Origin of the sequence: Sinorhizobium sp. CB7, assembly GCF_041357635.1 — a bacterium.
Taxonomy (GTDB): domain Bacteria; phylum Pseudomonadota; class Alphaproteobacteria; order Rhizobiales; family Rhizobiaceae; genus Rhizobium.
Genome location: NZ_JAULLL010000016.1, coordinates 77,544 through 94,985, shown reverse-complemented (window position 1 = coordinate 94,985; position 17,442 = coordinate 77,544). Strand labels below are relative to the sequence as shown.

Genomic DNA, 17,442 nt, shown 5'->3' with positions numbered 1-17,442 from the left:
CCACGGCCTTGCAAGTACGCCGTGCACGCAGATCGGCATCCTCCCCGCCCTTTTTGCAGGATCAGTGACCGAACCCCCATCACCAGACGCCCGGCATAACGCAGGAGCCGGCCCGTTTTCCCAAGAGCCGGATTCATTGCCAAATGGCGAACCGTCACATGCAGACCCCTCGCCCGCCTTTCCGATGAGCGAGGGGTCCAGTAATTTTCAGATCAGATTTCCGCCTGCGAGGTGATGATGCGGTAAACGAGACCATAGGACTTGGCTTCCTCAGCCGACAGCCAATAGTCACGGTCGGTGTCCTTGGCGATCTTGTCGATCGGCTGGCCCGTTGCGGCAGCGAAAATCTTGTTCAGACGCTCGTTCATCTTGATGATCTCGCGGGCCTGGATCTCGATGTCGGAGGCCATGCCACGCGTGCCGCCGGACGGCTGGTGCAGCAGGAAACGCGTGTTCGGCAGGCAGAGGCGCTGCTCCGGTGGAGCGGCGACATAGATCAGAGCTCCCGCGGAAGCGACCCAGCCGGAACCGATCATCCAGACCCTCGGCTTGATGAACTTGATCATGTCATGGATCGAATCGCCCGATTCGACATGGCCGCCCGGAGAGTTGACATAGATCCGGATGTCCTCATCGCTGGCGGCCGCAAGCGCCACAAGCTGTGAGCAGACCTTCTGCGCAAGCTCCATCGTGATGGTGCCGTAGATGAAGATCGAACGCGACTTGAAAAGATTCGCCTCCGTTTCCTTGCCAAGCGGCAGTTCCGTCTTCTTTTCTTCCTGTTCGTCGTCGTCGTTCATTCGGACTTCTCCAGCATAAATTCCGGTCTCTCGCACATAGTGCGACTCAATGCGTAAAACAATGAGGGAAAAAGACAAGGCGCGGAACGAGTGAAGATATTCTTACGATGCCCGCAGGCTTACTCAAATGTAATCTGCCAAGGCTTTGAAATGCCGAAATCCTTTCCTAACTCATCGTTACGTGCCTTATTCGCGCAGGATCACGAAGGAGATCGTCATGTCGCCGGAAGAACGCCAATTGCTTACTGCCCTGTTCGATCGCGTCAGGACCGCGTCAGCGACGCCGCGCGATCGCGACGCCGAAGCGCTGATCGACCAGAGCTCGCGCGAACAACCCTATGCGACCTATTATCTGGCGCAGGCGGTCATCGTCCAGGAAAAGGGCCTGGAAGCGGCCGCCAATCACATCAAACAGCTCGAAGAGCGGGTCCGGCAGTTGGAGGCCGGCGAGAGTGAACGCCACCAGGCTGAACAGGGCGGTGGCTTCCTGAGCTCCGTCTTCGGCAACAGCCAAGCGCAGCAACCCGCCCCGGCCTCTGGCCCTTGGGGTAGCATCCCGCGTCAGGAGTATCAGCAGCCCGGCCGCTACGACGATAATCTTCGGGCAATGCCGCCGCAGCAACAACAGCCGGCGGGTCCCTGGACGCAGCAGCCCTATGCCCCGTCTGCCGGCGGCAGCTTCCTGCGGGGCGCACTCGGCACGGCCGCAGGTGTCGCCGGCGGCATGCTGCTTGCCAATTCGCTGAGCGGCATCTTCGGCAATCATATGTCGTCGCTCGGCTGGGGCTCGCCCTTCGGCAGCAATCCCTTCGGCAATGCCAGCGCCCCTGTCGAAGAGACCGTCATCAACAACTACTATGGCAACGACGACGATCGGTCAGCCAATGACGGCAATGACCGCGGTGACAGCAATGCCGGCGTCCAGCAGGCGGACTACAGTAACGACGGCAGCGATGACGACTATGACGATTCGTCCGACATGGGCGACGACAGCATGGACGTATAGTCTAGGAGGTTTTTCCGTGCAGGGATAACCGGCGCATCATCATCACTCCGGAAACGGACCGTAAGGCCGATGAAGGTTTTGCGAAGTTCGGCGGCTCGCTCTTTGGCATCGTTATGACGATCGCCGTCATCGACTACGGCCTAGCGGCAGCATGAAAGCGGTGCCTGTCGACATGGGATTGGATGCTTGGCGCCGCTCGTCAACCAATTAGGAGGAGAACAAAGAGTTTCTTAATTGTGTTCAGCTAAAATGCTTCAAATCCAACTTTTTGCACCTGCGAAATCATAAGTGACCGACAGAGGCGCAAGAGTTGGCCGGAGGGAAATGGTAGCGGCATAATTACTTGGGGTGGGGGATGCTGTTCAAATCAACGACAGGTCGTAATTTGTTCTCTATTGCTGCCTGCGGCGTCGTTGCCGTTGTTGCGGCTTCAGGGGTTCTATTCTATAGCTCATTTAAGGCAATTCACGCTGAAAGCATCGAGCAGATACGACAGATCGCCAGGTCGGAGGCCATTGCGGTCGAAAGAGATATCGGTGGCACGGTCCATATAGTCGACAGCCTCGACACGGTTTTGTCGACGATGAAGCAGACTGGCGATGCCGACCGCGCCAAGGCCGACAAGATCCTGATGAACATGCTTCAGGCGAATGCGAATGTACTTGGGACTTGGACAGGCTGGGAGCCAGACGCCTTTGATGGGAAGGACAAGGAGTTCGCCAACAAGGACGGACACGACCAGACGGGTCGCTATATCCCCTATTGGGTTCGCAGCGGCGGGCAGATTACGCATACGGCTTTGACGGACTATGCCGTCCCCGGCCCGGGCGATTATTATCAGGTCCCGTTCAAGACGGGCAAGACAGTTGTCATCGAGCCTTATCTCTACGCTATTGATGGCAAGGACGTGCTGATGACCTCGGTCACCAAGCCGATCGTCATCGATGGCAAAGCGGTCGGAGTGGCAGGGCTCGATCTTTCGCTTCAGGACACCAACAAGGCGTTTTCGCAGATTCATCCGATGGGGACCGGCTTCATCGGCCTTGTGACCGGTGCTGGAAAGATCGTCAGCCATCCCAACGCCGGGCTGATCGGGAAAAATCTCTCGGAGAGTGGAGTCGAAACGGCGGGCTGGGAGCGTCTGATCGCCAATCCCGGCGACGAGCAGGAAGTGACAGGCCAGGATGGCACGGTGTCATTGGCGGTAGCCGTTCCCGTGAAGCTTACGGAGAGCTCGAATTGGTTTGCGATCGTATCGGTTCCCAAGACAACGCTCTTTGCCCAGCTCAACACGATGGTGCGGGATGCCGCGATAACCACTGGCATAGCCGCCCTGCTGCTGGGCTTGGTGGGATGGTTGATTGCGCGCCGCTTCGTTGCTCGGATTTCCAACGTCATCGGTGAGACCGCCGGGATTGCGGCCGGCAAGCTCGATGTGCACATCAGCGGCGCTGATGCACCTGATGAAATCGGAGATCTCTCGCGTTCCCTGAATGTGCTTTTGGAAGGCAACCGCCATAAGGCGCAGCTCGAGGCCGAGGCGGAAGCGGGCCGCATACAGCAGGATCAGGAACGGTCCGAGCGGGCACGGGTCAGCCAGGCTCAGGAAGCGGACGTGAAGTTCGCCGTCGGCGAACTGGCGCATGGTCTTGCGAGACTTGCTGAAGGCGACATGACTGTCGCGCTGGAACGGCCTTTCACGCCAGCGCTCGATGAAACCCGAACCAACTTTAACGAGTCTGTAGTCAAACTGCGTTCCGCAATGATCTCGTTCTCGCAGAATGCGCAGGTGATATAGGCCGGCGCCGACGAAATTCGCGCAGCCGCCGACGACCTTGCACGGCGGACGGAACAGCAAGCTGCATCTGTCGAGGAGACCGCTGCAGCGCTCGAACAGATCACGACATCGGTCCGGGATTCCACCGTTCGCGCCGAGGAAGCAGGATCCATGGTCGCACGTACCAAGGAGAATGCCGAGCGCTCGGGTCAAATTGTCCGCCGCGCCGTGGAAGCAATGCATGACATCGAGCAGTCGTCGAATTCGATCTCCAACATCATAGGGGTCATCGACGACATTGCATTTCAGACGAATCTGCTCGCCCTCAATGCCGGCGTGGAAGCCGCGCGTGCCGGCGAGGCCGGCAAAGGCTTCGCCGTGGTCGCGCAGGAGGTCCGTGAACTTGCGCAACGCTCGGCTGGCGCGGCCAAGGAGATCAAGACCCTCATCATTTCATCAGGAGCTCAGGTCAAGCACGGCGTCGATCTTGTCAGCCAGACAGGTGCCGTATTGAATGGAATTGTCGAGGAAGTGCAGCAAATCGACCAAAATGTCCACGCGATCGTTCAATCAGCCCGCGAACAATCGACGGGGCTTCAGGAAATCAACACCGCCGTCAATCAGATGGACCAGGCAACTCAACAAAATGCGGCAATGGTTGAGGAGTCGAATGCCGCGTCCCACACGCTTGCAACCGAAGTAACCGTATTGTCCGACCGCCTCGCGCAATTCCGGCTCGATATTTCCTCAGTCTCCGGCAGCCACAACGCGAACGCCAAGCACCATGACGAAGGGCGACCGCGCGCAGCATAGATTTTCGCTTGTCCAAGGGGCACAGGGAAGATCAAAGCCAATCTCTCCCTGCACATCAACCCGGCGTGCAGGGAGCAATCTCAGCCGCGCCCGCGATAGGACTGGACGCCCTGATCCGGCAGCCAGACGCCTTCTGGCGGCTTGCCGGTCTGCCAGAAGACATCGATCGGAATGCCGCCACGCGGATACCAGTAGGCGCCGATCCTGAGCCACTTCGGATCAAGCAGATCGACGATCCGCTTGGCGATATAGATCGAGCAATCCTCGTGGAAGGCGCCGTGGTTGCGGAAGGAATGCAGGAAGAGCTTCAGCGATTTCGATTCCACCAGCCATTCTTTCGGGATGTAATCGATGACGATGTGGGCGAAGTCCGGCTGCCCGGTCATGGGGCAGAGCGAGGTGAACTCCGGCGCGGTGAAGCGGACCACGTAATCGGTGCCCTTATGGCCGGAGGGCACCTTTTCCAGAACGGCTTCTTCGGGACTGTTCGCGGTCTCGGTCTTGCTGCCCAGCATGGACAGCCCGGAAACATCGGTCTTGGGCATTCAAGCCTCCTTTACGACTTTGACGCGGATGCCATGGGCCTTCTCGCCCTCCGGCTCCACATGGATGGTTATTTCCGCTCCCGGATGGATCGCGCGGATGGCATCTTCAAGGCGGTCGCAGATATCGTGCGCCTGGCGCACGGACATGGCCGCCGGCACGACGAGATGGAAATCGACGAAAGTGACTGAGGCCGCCTTGCGCGTCTTCAGATCATGTACGCCGATGGAGCCGTTCGCATGCGTGGCAATCGCCTGCTTGATCGCTTCCTCCTCTGCCGGATCGACAGCCTGATCCATGAGTCCGCCGATCGAATGGGAGATCACCTTCCACCCCTGGTACAAAATATTGACAGCGACCAGGATTGCCAGAATGGGGTCGAAGATCGCATAGCCCGTCGCAAGCCCCAGCAACAGGCCGACGAGCACGCCGACGGAAGTCACGACATCGGACATGATGTGTTGGCCATCCGCAGTCAGCGCCGGTGAGCGGTGCGTTCGGCCAGTCCTGATCAGGAGCAGCGCCCAGATTCCGTTGATGACACCGGCGGCAAAGTTGATCGTCAGACCCAGCACCGGCGCATCCAGCATCCGCGGAGCGGCAAGCTGGTCAATGGCCTCGTTCACGATCAACAGCGCGGCGACAACGATAAGCACACCCTCGGTGACAGCAGAAAGATATTCCGCCTTGTGATGGCCAAAGGGATGGTCGTGATCGGCGGGTTTCTGCGCATAGCGGATCACGAAGAAGGCGATGAACGCGGCCGCCACGTTGACGAAGGATTCGAGCCCGTCGGAAAGCAGCGCCACCGAGCCGGTTACCCACCAGGCGAGCATTTTCAGCCCCATCACCCCCAGCGAAACGGGGATTCCCCAGAGGGCCAGGCGCTGCACGGTCCGATTCCCCTGTCCATCCATGTCATTCTCCTGTGCAGATGCAACCGATTTGCAAAAGCCACGGTATTAAAACGCAAAACCGCCCGCGCGGGATCGCGCAGGCGGCTTATTGACCTTCCTATCCGCCAATTCGGGCGGAATGTCAAACCTTCAGGCAGCCTTGGTTTTCGCTTTCCTTCCCAGGTGCGCCACGACATTCTCGATCATCCTCATGCCAGCATCACCGCCGAGTGTCATAATCGATTCCGGATGGAACTGGACGGCTGCGATCGGCTCCCTGACGTGCTCGATACCCATGATCGTGCCGTCCTCGCTTTCCGCGGTGATCATGAAGTCGCGCGGAAGGGTTGAAGGATCGGCGAAGATCGAATGATAGCGCCCGACAGTGATCTCTCTCGCAAGGCCTGAAAAGACGATCCCGGGCTCTAATACGCGAATGCGCGACGGCTTGCCGTGCATCGGCAGCGCCAGGTGGCGCAACTCGCCGCCATAGGCTTCCGCCAGCGCCTGCAGGCCGAGGCACACGCCGAAAATCGGCAAGCCACGGGCACGCGCCCTCTTGATCGTCGCCTTGCAATCGAAATCCTTGGGATTGCCCGGTCCGGGCGACAGCACGACGAGATCCGGATTGATCCGATCGAAAACCTCCTCCGGTACGGGGCTGCGCACGGTCGAGACCGTAGCACCTGTCTGGCGGAAGTAATTCGCAAGCGTATGGACGAAGCTGTCCTCGTGGTCGATCAGGAGGATATTGATCCCCTTGCCGACAGAGGCAACATCGCGCTGCGCCTTGCCGGTGTTCGCAGTCTTGGCATCACGGATAGCGGAAAGCATGGCGGAGGCCTTCAGTTCGGTTTCGGCTTCTTCCTCGTCAGGAATGGAATCGTTCAGCAATGTTGCGCCGGCACGCACTTCTGCGATGCCGTCCTTGATGCGCACGGTGCGGAGCGTCAGGCCGGTATTCATGTCGCCATTGAAACCGATCATGCCGATCGCTCCACCATACCACGCGCGCGGACTCTTTTCATGGGCTTCTATGAAGCGCATCGCCCATAGCTTCGGCGCTCCCGTTACGGTCACCGCCCAGGCATGCGAAAGGAAACCGTCGAAAGCATCCATGTCGTCGCGCAAACGCCCTTCGATATGGTCAACCGTATGGATCAGGCGTGAATACATCTCGATCTGGCGCCGCCCGATGACCTTGACCGAACCCGGTTCGCAGACGCGGCTTTTGTCGTTGCGGTCGACATCCGAGCACATGGTCAGCTCGGATTCGTCCTTCTTCGAATTGAGGAGCTTCAGGATCTGCTCGCTGTCGGCGATCGGGTCGTCGCCGCGCTTGATGGTGCCGGAGATCGGGCAAGTCTCGATACGCCGGCCTGAGACGCGCACGAACATTTCTGGCGAAGCGCCGACCAGATATTCCTGGTTTCCGAGATTGATGAAGAAGGAATAAGGAGACGGGTTGATCGCTTTCAGCCGCTTGGAAATATCGGACGGCTTGCTTTCGCAACGTTCCATGAACTTCTGCCCCGGCACAACTTCGAAGAGATCGCCCTTACGGAAGCTCTCCTTCGCCTTCACCACGAGCTCGGCATACTCGCCCGGCCGATGATCGCTCTTCGGCGGGATTGCAGTCGTATGCCGGAAGGGCTCGGCGGCGATATTGGCCGCCTTGCCTTCGGTGGTCAGGCCGTCCTTTTCGAAATCGTAGCGGTCGATCCACGCCTTTGCGGAATAGTTGTCGACGACGAGGATTTCATCCGGCAGGTAGAGCACCATGTCCCGCTGGTCAGACGGGCGCTGGAGCTTGAGATCAATGGCATCGAATTGAAAGGCCAGATCATAGCCGAACGCCCCGAAGAGCCCGATGTTCGAATCCGCCTGCGAGTGAAAGAGATCGGTAACGGCGCGCAGCACCGTGAAGACCGTCGGTATCTTCGAACGCTCCTCCTCGGTAAAGACCCGATCTGGTGTCTTCACCGTCAGGTCGAGCCGGCAAGCAGTCGATGCACCGAGCGTAAGCTCCGAAACTGTCTTCAATCGCTCGGCAATGAAGCCGAGGAGGATCTCGCCGCGTTCGTTATAGGCCTCGATCCAGACATCGCGGCCGAAGCAGGAAATACCGAGCGGCGGATCGACGATGGCCGTATCCCAGCGGGTATAGCGGCCGGGATATTCGTAGTTCGACGAAAAGACCGCGCCACGGCGCTCGTCGAGCTTATCGACATAGGACGAGACCGCATCCGCATAGGGAATCGGCCGACGCTGGCGGGTAACGGTAATGCCGCCCCTGGTCTCGTAGATTTCCGCTCCATCATCCCGCAGGATCGTTACCATTATTCCTCACTCCGTTATCAGGCCCGGATGACAGGCGGCTTGAAAACAAAAAAACCGCCTCGAAATTTTCCGGGCGGCTTGCTCATCGTATCAAGGCACGATTGGTCGAGGCCGCGTCAGCGAGCCCACCACCAGATCGCAATGTTCAATGTCGTGTTCATGGCGGAATTGTTAGCGCCAGACTTTGTATTGCGCAAGCGGTAATAAAACCGAATTTGCCGCAAGCGAAAGGGCGGCGCGAGCCACGCCGCCCGGAGATCATCCGCAAAGAGATCAGAACCGTTGCGTCAGCGTCAGCTTGAAGGTGCGGCCCGGCTCTGAATAATATTCCTTCGGCTGCGATGTGGCCGACGTCAGGTCGACATCGCGGACGGTCAAGGCATCGTAATAGGTCTTGTCGAACAGGTTGTAGATCCCCGCCCGGACGGTCATCCCGTTTAGCTGCTCAGGTTCCCACCATGCCGTGAGGTCAACGATACCATAGCCCGGGGCATCGAAGGTGGTGTCGTCATTGTCATCCTTCATGCCGCTCGTGCCGACGAGCCTGATATCCGCTCCCCAGGTTTCTGCCGCATATCCGGTGCCGAGAACCACCTTAAAGGGCGCAACGGAACGGATATAGTCGCCAGTCTCGGTATCCTTGCCATCGGCGTAGGAGAGAGCGCCGAAGAAGTGAATCCCGTTGTCGAGAGCCTTGTGCGCCTTAACCTCGACACCGTAGATGCGAACCCTGTCACGATTGAAGTACTCCGTTACACCTAGGGGATAGGTCCCGGTCGGATCGGTGGAGGCCGCGGTATCGATGAAATTGCGATAGCGGTTGTAGAAGAGGCCGATATGGCCGCCGAAATCCTGGTCGCCGAGATTTGCCCCCAGCTCGAAGCCGTTGCCCGTCTCCGGCTTCAGGTTGGGATTGCCAAGACGGAGATAAGTCCCCGGAGCTCCGTAATCGAGATAAAGTTCGCTAACATTTGGCGCGCGGAAAGCCATCGACCACTGTGCATAAAGCTCGACATCCTCACGCGGCTGATAGGAGGCGCGCAGTTTCGGCGAAAACTGACTGTCGGACTGGCCGGGAGGAAGGCCGTCGAAATTCGGATTCTCCGTGTAGGAAGCGGTTTCCTTCGGCGAGTAGTCGTACCAGTCGAAGCGCAGGCCCGGGGTCACCGAGAATGGACCGTCTCCAAGCGAGATCTTGTCATCGATGAACAGGCCTATCCGCTTGCCGTCAACATCCGGCATGTCTGACTGGTTCGAGTGCAGGAAGTTGCACGGATCGAACGGGGAATAGGGCCCACCTGAGCAACTGTCCACGCCGGCGGAATATTGCGTTGTTTTGGAGAAGGCCACATTGAGCCCGGCCGTGACACGGTGGTTGAGGCCGCCGGTATCGAAAGATTTTTCAACGTTTCCAATGAAGCCGATGCTGCGTTCCTCGACTTCGTTGCTGCGGGCATAGTCTCCGACGACGGATCGATAACGGTATCCCGCCGTCCCGCTCTCGCGTAGCACGTCCTGCCAATAGAAGATGGCATTGGCGCTGTCGATCAGGGCATCGTCGTCAACCGCCTCGAACCTGTAGTCGAGGGAGACGCGGTCGCGGCGGACATCCTCAAAGCCGTCCCAATTGTCCGGGCGGAGGTTTCCGGTGAGACTTTGGCTGTGCCTGAGATCAATATCTTCATCCCGATCGAACCGCTCGGCGGTCAGACCGAAGACATGGCCGCTGTCGGTATATTGGCGGACCTTGAACAGGAGATTGTACTGATCGAAATCCCTGGGATCAGGATCGGAGCGGGCCGTCGAATATCCGCCGACATCGCCGTTGTTGTCCCTTTCATGCCCGTTGCTGTAGCCGCCCTGATACAGGATCGCCGTGTTGTCGATCCGCTTGGCAACAGCGGCGGAACTGCCGATGCTTTGGTCCTCGCTGTCAAAGCCGAGCTTGAAGATGCCGCCCCAGGTCGCATCGGGTCCGATCAGATCTTCGGGCTCCAACGTCCGTAGCACGACGGCGCCACCGAGCGCCCCTGATCCCGCACGGCTCGAATCCGCGCCGCGGACGATGTCGATGGTGGACAGCGAATTGAAGTCGAAACTAGTGACGCCACCATCGGCCTCGCGGGCGCCATCGAGAAGATAAGGGATCTCAATGCCGTCGACCGTCGTCAAGACGCGGTCCTGGTCCAGACCGCGAATGTTGATGCTGTTGTTGGAGCGATCGAAGCTGACGCCCGGCTCTAGGCTGCGACCCAGATCCTCGATGCTGGTGATCTGGTTGTCGTCTATCTGCTGCGCCGTCGTCTCCGAAGCGAGCGGCGTCTCGGCAACGCTTCCTGCGGCGGGTGCCCGCTTGCCCTTGACCACGATCTTCTGGAGGGCGGTGGCTCCCTCCTGCGTGGCGGTCTCGGCAGTGGGCGCGCTCTGCGCAACGGCATGGGAAACAGGAATTATCAGGACGGCCGCTGTGCAGGCCAAAAGAACCGAGCGTGATCGCCGGACCATCGTAAACCAACCCTTTCAAAAGATCTTACCGGGCTGGCTGGTCGGAGCGTCGTCGCTCGAGGGGCTGGCTAGGCTTTCACATGATGAACATGAAGGCGTGAGCGCCTTCTTTTTGCCGCATAAAAAACATGAGTGTGATTGTCAATATAACGCAACCTCAAAATCATGAATAAAATATCAAGTTTTAACGATTGCAGTTTCCGTTGCCCAATTGCAACTGAATCCGCTCTCGAGCGTTCTCTTCCCTGCCCGCAATGAACACGGATGAGAGCGTGCGAAGGACTTTGAAGACGGCATTGGCCGCAATTTTCATGATATCGCTTACTTCAGCGACACTACCGGAAAAGGGTCCGATCCCGGCGGCCAAACCCGACATCTCGCAGAATTCCCAGGAAGAGAAAGAAGAGGCTCCCGCTGTACCGAGCCCCAAACCTCAGACAGCGCAACCGATACCGCCGAAAATGGGACCTCCATGGCCCCCGCCCCCGACCATCGAACCTGAAACCACCGAGGCGCATGACACCTGCGTGAAGGCGCTGCAGGCAATGGGCGCAACATTTAAGGATGCCCCGAGGATCGACGATGGCAATGGCTGCGGCATCGACAAGCCGATTGTCGTTTCGCAAGTCCTTCCCGGAATGAAGCTGAAACCCGAAGGGACAATGCGTTGCGAAACCGCCTTGGCGCTCGCCCACTGGATGAAGGAAGTCGTCATTCCCGCCGCTTCCATCGCGGTTCCGGATCAGGGACGCATCACAGCAATCAATCAGGCCTCGACCTATATCTGCCGATTGCGCAATGGTGCGGCCACGGGCAAGATTTCCGAACATGCGCGCGGAAACGCAGTCGATGTCGCAAGCTTCAGTTTCGAGAAAGGCGAGCCCGTCGCTGTCCAGCCGCGCCGCGAAGACCCGACGCTGACCGGCGCCTTCCAGCGAGCGGTCAGCGCTTCCGCCTGCCTTTATTTCACGACCGTTCTCGACCCGGAGAGCGATGCCGCGCACGAAACCCACTTCCATCTCGATGTGATCGAGAGAAAGGGCGGGTTCCGCTTTTGCCGATAGGGCGACATCCCGCTAACTCTTTGATGGAGAGACGGATGCAGATTTCAGGTCGATCCGACCTGAAATCATCCGGCTCTAGAACAATCCCTCGATATAGCCTTGATCGTTGAGAAAAATCCGCTCCGCCGCCGGCGATTTCGGCAATCCCGGCATAGTCATGATCTCGCCCGTGATGGCGACAACGAAACCGGCTCCAGCCGATAGTCTGACCTCGCGGACCGGCACGATATGCCCCTCCGGCGCCCCATGCAGGTTCGGATCGGTCGAAAAGGAATATTGCGTCTTTGCCATGCAGACCGGCAGATTGCCGTAGCCTTGCTCTTCCCAGGCCAGGAGCTGGTCGCGCACAGCTTTGTCGGCGGTCACTTCGCCGGCATGATAAATCTTCGAGGCGATGATCTCGATCTTTTCAAGGAGCGGCAGATGGTCGGGATAGAGCGGCTGGAACCTGGCCTGGCCGGATTCGGCAAGTTCGACCACCTTGTAGGCCAGCTCTTCGATGCCTGCCGACCCCTCCGCCCAATGCTTGCAGAGGATCGCCTCCGCCCCGAGACGCGAAACATATTCCTGTACCGCCTTGATCTCGGCCGGCGTGTCGGTAACGAAATGATTGATGGCGACCACGACCGGGACGCCGAACTTGCGCACATTCGCCACGTGACGGCCGAGATTGGCGCAGCCCTTGATCAGCGCCCGCACATCTTCCTTGCCGAGATCTTCCCTTTTGACGCCACCATTCATCTTCAGCGCGCGAACCGTCGCCACGATGACGGCCGCATCCGGCGAAAGTCCCGCCTTGCGGCATTTGATGTCGAAGAATTTCTCCGCACCGAGATCGGCGCCGAAGCCCGCTTCCGTCACCACGTAATCCGCAAGCTTCAGTGCCGTAGTGGTGGCGATGACCGAGTTGCAGCCGTGTGCGATGTTGGCAAAAGGCCCGCCATGCACGAAGGCAGGGTTGTTTTCGAGCGTCTGTACGAGATTGGGCTGCATGGCGTCACGCAAGAGCACCGCCATCGCCCCGTCCGCCCTCAGATCGCTGGCGTAAACCGGCGTCCGATCACGACGATATCCGACGATGATTTTCCCCAGGCGCCGTTCGAGATCCTTGAGATCGGAAGCGAGACAGAGGATCGCCATCACCTCCGAGGCAACGGTGATGTCGAATCCGCATTCACGCGGAAATCCATTTGCCACGCCGCCGAGAGAGGAAACCATGCTGCGCAGCGCCCGGTCGTTCATGTCCATGACGCGCCGCCAGGTGATGCGGCGAACGTCGATGTCCTGCTCATTGCCCCAGTAGATGTGATTGTCGACGAGCGCGGCGAGCAGATTGTGAGCGGAAGTGACAGCGTGAAAATCGCCGGTGAAGTGCAGGTTGATGTCTTCCATCGGAATGACCTGCGCATAGCCGCCGCCGGCCGCACCGCCCTTCACGCCGAAACAGGGTCCGAGCGAGGCCTCGCGCACGCAGACGATCGTCTTTTTGCCGATGCGGTTCAGTCCGTCGCCGAGCCCGACGGTGGTGGTCGTCTTCCCCTCGCCCGCGGGAGTGGGATTGATGGCAGTGACGAGGATGAGCTTCCCGTCCGGCTTGCCTGCCTGCGCATCGATGAAATCGGCGCTGATCTTCGCCTTGTCGTGGCCATACGGCATAAGTTGGGCCGGCAAAATGCCGAGCGACGACCCGATCTCGAAAATCGGCTTCTTCTTCGCTGCACGCGCAATTTCGATATCGGATTTCACCGTGGACATTCGATTTGCTTCCCGTTCCTGCGCCCCGGAGCGGGCGAGCCCTCTCGGGCATAGCCGAATCCGGTCATGCTGTGAATAGGCGCGAAGTGAAGGGCAGCGCCTGTCTCCGGTCTTGCTGACGGCACGATGGGCGGGTTAACTGGCCGCAGACGAATCTGAAGTGGAGATAAGCCGGGCATGAGATCACTGGAAGTCCTCGTCGAACGCATCATCCTGTCGAGCCGTTGGCTGCTTGTGGCTTTCTATCTCGGACTGGTTGCTGCTCTGGCAGTCTACGCATTTTCCTTCGGCTATAAGTTCCTGAAAGTCGCAGGCGGCGTCTTCGAACTCGACGAAGCGCAGATGATCCTTGCCATGCTTGGCCTCATCGATGCCGCGCTGGTCGCGAGCCTGATCGTCATGGTGATGATCTCCGGCTATGAGAATTTTGTCAGTCGCTTCGATGAGGGCGAGGACGAGGTGTCCTTCCTCGGAAAGCTCGATTCCGGCAGCCTGAAGATCAAGGTCGCCTCCTCGATCGTTGCCATTTCATCCATTCACCTGCTGCAGGTTTTCCTGAATGTGGAACAATATACCGATAGCAGGATCATGTGGCTGACGCTGATGCATCTCGCCTTTGTGATCTCAGCCGTAATGCTCGGCTTTCTCGAAGCGATGATGAGCAGGGCAAAACCGCACTAGCATATACTGTCGTCCGCACAATAGCGGCGAAGCTTCCGGTTCAGGCCGAAGGCTTCACCTTCACGGTTCAACCATCTCCCATCGCAATCAGGCTGGCATTGCCGCCGGCGGCTGCCGTATTAACCGAGATGACCTGCTCCAGTGCAAAACGCTGCAGATAGGCGGGCCCTCCCGCCTTGAAGCCGGTGCCCGAAAGACCGGAGCCGCCGAAAGGCTGCGTGCCGACCACGGCGCCGATCATATTGCGGTTGACGTAGACATTGCCGGTATCGAGCGCGTCGGCCACCGTGCGGATCGTCGCTTCGATGCGGCTATGGACACCGAGTGTGAGGCCGTAGCCGGAGGCATTAATATCGGCAAGCACCTGCGGCAGTTCCTTCGCCTTCCATTTGACGACGTGGAGCACGGGTCCGAAGACCTCCTTCGTCAGAGCACCGGGCTTGTCGAGCTCGACGATATGAGGCGCAAAGAAGCTGCCGCCGGCGGGCGCACGTCCGGCATACCGTAGCTTTTGCGTCTGCCTCATTTCCGCGATATGCGCTTCGAGCATCGCCTTCTGCTTCTCGTCGATGATCGGGCCGACATCGGTCGTCTCCAGGCTCGGATCACCGAGTTGCAGTTCCTTGGCAGCACCCTCGATCATCTGCGTCATGTGTTCGGCCACATCCTCCTGCAGGAAGAGCAGACGCAGCGCCGAGCAACGCTGACCGGCCGAGCGGAAGGCCGATGTGATGACGTCGTCCGCCACCTGCTCGGCAAGCGCCGTCGCATCGACGATCATGGCGTTGAGGCCGCCGGTCTCAGCAATCAGCGGCACGATCGGTCCGTCCTTTGCGGCAAGGGCGCGGTTGATCGCCCAGGCAGTCTTCGTCGAACCGGTGAAGGCGACGCCTGCGAGTGCCGGATGCACGGTTATCGTCGAGCCGACCTCAGGGCCGCCGGGCACGAAAAGAAGCGCATCCGTCGGGACGCCCGCCTTGTGAAACAGCTTCACGGCTTCGTAGGCGATCAACGGGGTCTGCGGGGCAGGCTTGGCGATGACGGCATTGCCGGCCACCAGAGCAGCAGAGACCTGCCCCAGAAAGATCGCCAGCGGAAAATTCCACGGCGAAATGCAGGCAAATACCCCGCGACCGCGCCAGAGATAGCGGTTATCCTCTCCCGTCGGACCGGGCATCTTTACCATCGCACCAAACAACCTGCGGGCCTGCTCCGCATAGTAACGGCAGAAATCGACCGCTTCGCGAACTTCGGCGAGGCCGTCATCCAGCGTCTTGCCGCCTTCTGCAGCAAGCAGCGCGATCAGCCTGTCGCGATTTTCCTCCATCAGGTCCGCCATCCGCTCCAGCGCGGCAGCGCGCTCCTCCACTGGCTTGCGCGACCATGACTTGAAGCCTTTGGCACCGACTGCGAACGCTTTGGCGACATCGTCCGCGGTCGCATTGCGCACCGAGCCAACCTTCTGCTGATGGTTGGCGGGCGAAATGACGGCTATTTCGGCGCCGCTTGCGATGACGCCGGGAATCAACGGCTCCGCTGCGGTGGCAGCAACAGCTTGGCGGATATTGGTCATCAGCTTGTCCAGTGTCCGGCGATGGCCGAATTCCAGCCCGGCGCTGTTCTTGCGCTTGCTGTAAAGTTCCGCCGGCATCGGAATTCTACTGTTACGTGCGCTAGCCCCGACGTCGAGCTGCAGTTTTGCAGCCGGGCGCTCCAGCAGCGCCGTCACCGGCACGTTTTTGTCACCGGCCAGTGCGACGAAGGAGGAGTTCGCACCGTTTTCAAGGAGACGTCGAACGAGATAGGCAAGCAGATCGCGATAGCCGCCGACGGGTGCGTAGATGCGGCAAGCAATGCGGTCGTTGCTGTCGAGCAGGTGATTGTAGAGCGTTTCGCCCATGCCATGCAGCCGCTGGAATTCAAATCCGGAGCGATCGTTGCCGGCGAGTTCCAGGATGGTCGAGACCGTCAGGGCATTATGTGTCGCAAATTGCGGAAAGATACGCTGCCGCTTGTCGAGCAGCCGCTGCGCACAGGCGAGATAGGAAAGATCCGTCGCCTGCTTGCGCGTCCAGACCGGATAATCCTCCAGGCCCCGCTCCTGTGCACGCTTGATCTCGGTGTCCCAGTAGGCACCCTTGACGAGGCGAACCATCATGCGCCGGCCGAGCTTTGCGCAGAGATCATCGATATAGTCGATCACCGCCGTTGCGCGCTTCTGATAGGCCTGGATCGCCAGCCCGAACCCGTCCCAGCCTTCGAGCGACGGGTCGCTGAAGACGGCGGCGATGACATCCAGCGACAATTCAAGCCGGTCGGCCTCCTCGGCGTCGACAGTGAAATTGAGCTGATGGGCTTTGGCCATCTGCGCAAGCCGCAGGAGGTCAGGCACGAGCTCCTTCATCACACGGTCGCGATGCGTTGCAAGATAGCGCGGATGCAGCGCCGAGAGCTTGACCGAGATTCCCATCCGATCCGGCAATTCCTTGTTCTTGCCATTCTTCGCCATCCATCCGCCAATCGCCTCGATCGCCGCTGCATAGGAGGCGAAATAACGCTTGGCATCTTCAGCTGTGCGGGCGCCCTCGCCCAGCATATCGAAGGAGTGGCGATAGCCCTTCTCCTCGCTCTTGGCAGCGCGCGAAAGCGCGTCTTTAATGGTTTCGCCGAGCACAAAATGATGGCCGAGGAAACGCATGGCCTGTTTCGTGGCATTGCGCACCGTCGGCAGGCCCAATCGCTTGATGAGACCGCGCACGACGCCCTCCGGCGTGTCCCCTGGACGGATGATGCGGGCTGACAAGCCGAGCGCCCAGGCCGAGGCCGAGACAAACCAACTCTCGCCGCGTCCCTCATGCTCGCTCCAACCGCCCTCCTTCAGCTTATCCTCGATCAACTTGTCCTGCGTCAGCGCATCCGGTACGCGCAGCAGCGCCTCCGCCAGCACCATAAGCGCGAGGCCTTCCTTGGTCGAAAGTCCGTATTCCCTGAGAAAATCCTCGACGCCGCCAATCGAGCCGGAATTGGCGCGGATTGCCTCGATCATCTTGCCGGCCCGTTTGTCGATCGCACTGTCCTGTCCGGCCGTGAACTCGAGCTTGTCGGCGAATGCATTCAGCAGCCGGTCGTCATCGCCGGCGAAAGGAGCGTTGAAAAGGGGCAGCTGCGTGGAAATCGGGGTCGGCATAGATTCTCTCCGTGATATCCGCAACATAGCTATTCATTCATGGTGTTTTTCACTAAAATGGATGGCTACAAAAAT

10 protein-coding genes and 1 pseudogene are annotated in these 17,442 nt (G+C 59.4%); 4 read left to right on the top strand and 7 right to left on the bottom strand.

The window, feature by feature from the left end:
* Positions 1–212 precede the first annotated feature (212 nt).
* Positions 213–800, bottom strand: coding sequence for an ATP-dependent Clp protease proteolytic subunit (locus AAE029_RS26505; protein WP_371075884.1), 588 nt, complete (start codon positions 798–800; stop codon positions 213–215).
* 217 nt (positions 801–1,017) lie between these two features.
* Between AAE029_RS26505 and AAE029_RS26500 the strand changes: the two genes are divergently transcribed.
* Positions 1,018–1,806, top strand: a complete 789-nt coding sequence (locus tag AAE029_RS26500) for a DUF2076 domain-containing protein (RefSeq protein ID WP_371075883.1) — start codon at positions 1,018–1,020, stop codon at positions 1,804–1,806.
* 355 nt (positions 1,807–2,161) lie between these two features.
* Positions 2,162–4,396 (top strand): annotated as a pseudogene (locus AAE029_RS26495) (methyl-accepting chemotaxis protein).
* A gap of 80 nt (positions 4,397–4,476) precedes the next feature.
* Here the strand turns inward: AAE029_RS26495 and queF are convergent.
* From queF to AAE029_RS26475, 4 genes are all read right to left on the bottom strand, one after another.
* Complete coding sequence (gene queF, locus AAE029_RS26490) at positions 4,477–4,941, bottom strand: preQ(1) synthase (protein WP_371075882.1); 465 nt, start codon at positions 4,939–4,941, stop codon at positions 4,477–4,479.
* Positions 4,942–5,856: a CDF family cation efflux transporter EmfA gene (gene emfA, locus AAE029_RS26485; RefSeq protein WP_371075881.1), complete on the bottom strand. Its 915-nt coding sequence runs from the start codon at positions 5,854–5,856 to the stop codon at positions 4,942–4,944. It lies immediately after the preceding gene.
* A gap of 129 nt (positions 5,857–5,985) precedes the next feature.
* Positions 5,986–8,175 carry an anthranilate synthase gene (locus tag AAE029_RS26480; RefSeq protein WP_371075880.1) on the bottom strand — a complete coding sequence of 730 codons (2,190 nt, stop codon included), beginning with the start codon at positions 8,173–8,175 and terminating at the stop codon, positions 5,986–5,988.
* Between the two features lie 273 nt (positions 8,176–8,448).
* Positions 8,449–10,680 carry a TonB-dependent hemoglobin/transferrin/lactoferrin family receptor gene (locus AAE029_RS26475; protein ID WP_371075879.1) on the bottom strand — a complete coding sequence of 744 codons (2,232 nt, stop codon included), beginning with the start codon at positions 10,678–10,680 and terminating at the stop codon, positions 8,449–8,451.
* Positions 10,681–10,991: 311 nt separating this feature from the next.
* Between AAE029_RS26475 and AAE029_RS26470 the strand changes: the two genes are divergently transcribed.
* The gene (locus AAE029_RS26470) at positions 10,992–11,744 is read left to right on the top strand and encodes an extensin family protein (RefSeq protein ID WP_371075878.1); all 753 of its coding nucleotides are present in this window, start codon (positions 10,992–10,994) and stop codon (positions 11,742–11,744) included.
* A 75-nt stretch (positions 11,745–11,819) separates the two neighbouring features.
* Here the strand turns inward: AAE029_RS26470 and AAE029_RS26465 are convergent, their stop codons facing one another.
* Entirely contained in the window at positions 11,820–13,499 is a 1,680-nt protein-coding gene (locus tag AAE029_RS26465) for a formate--tetrahydrofolate ligase (RefSeq protein WP_371075877.1), read from the bottom strand.
* Between the two features lie 177 nt (positions 13,500–13,676).
* Between AAE029_RS26465 and AAE029_RS26460 the strand changes: the two genes are divergently transcribed.
* Positions 13,677–14,180, top strand: coding sequence for a TIGR00645 family protein (locus AAE029_RS26460; RefSeq protein ID WP_371075876.1), 504 nt, complete (start codon positions 13,677–13,679; stop codon positions 14,178–14,180).
* Between the two features lie 67 nt (positions 14,181–14,247).
* Here the strand turns inward: AAE029_RS26460 and putA are convergent, their stop codons facing one another.
* Positions 14,248–17,367, bottom strand: coding sequence for a bifunctional proline dehydrogenase/L-glutamate gamma-semialdehyde dehydrogenase PutA (gene putA, locus AAE029_RS26455; protein ID WP_371075875.1), 3,120 nt, complete (start codon positions 17,365–17,367; stop codon positions 14,248–14,250).
* Between the last annotated feature and the right edge of the window lie 75 nt (positions 17,368–17,442).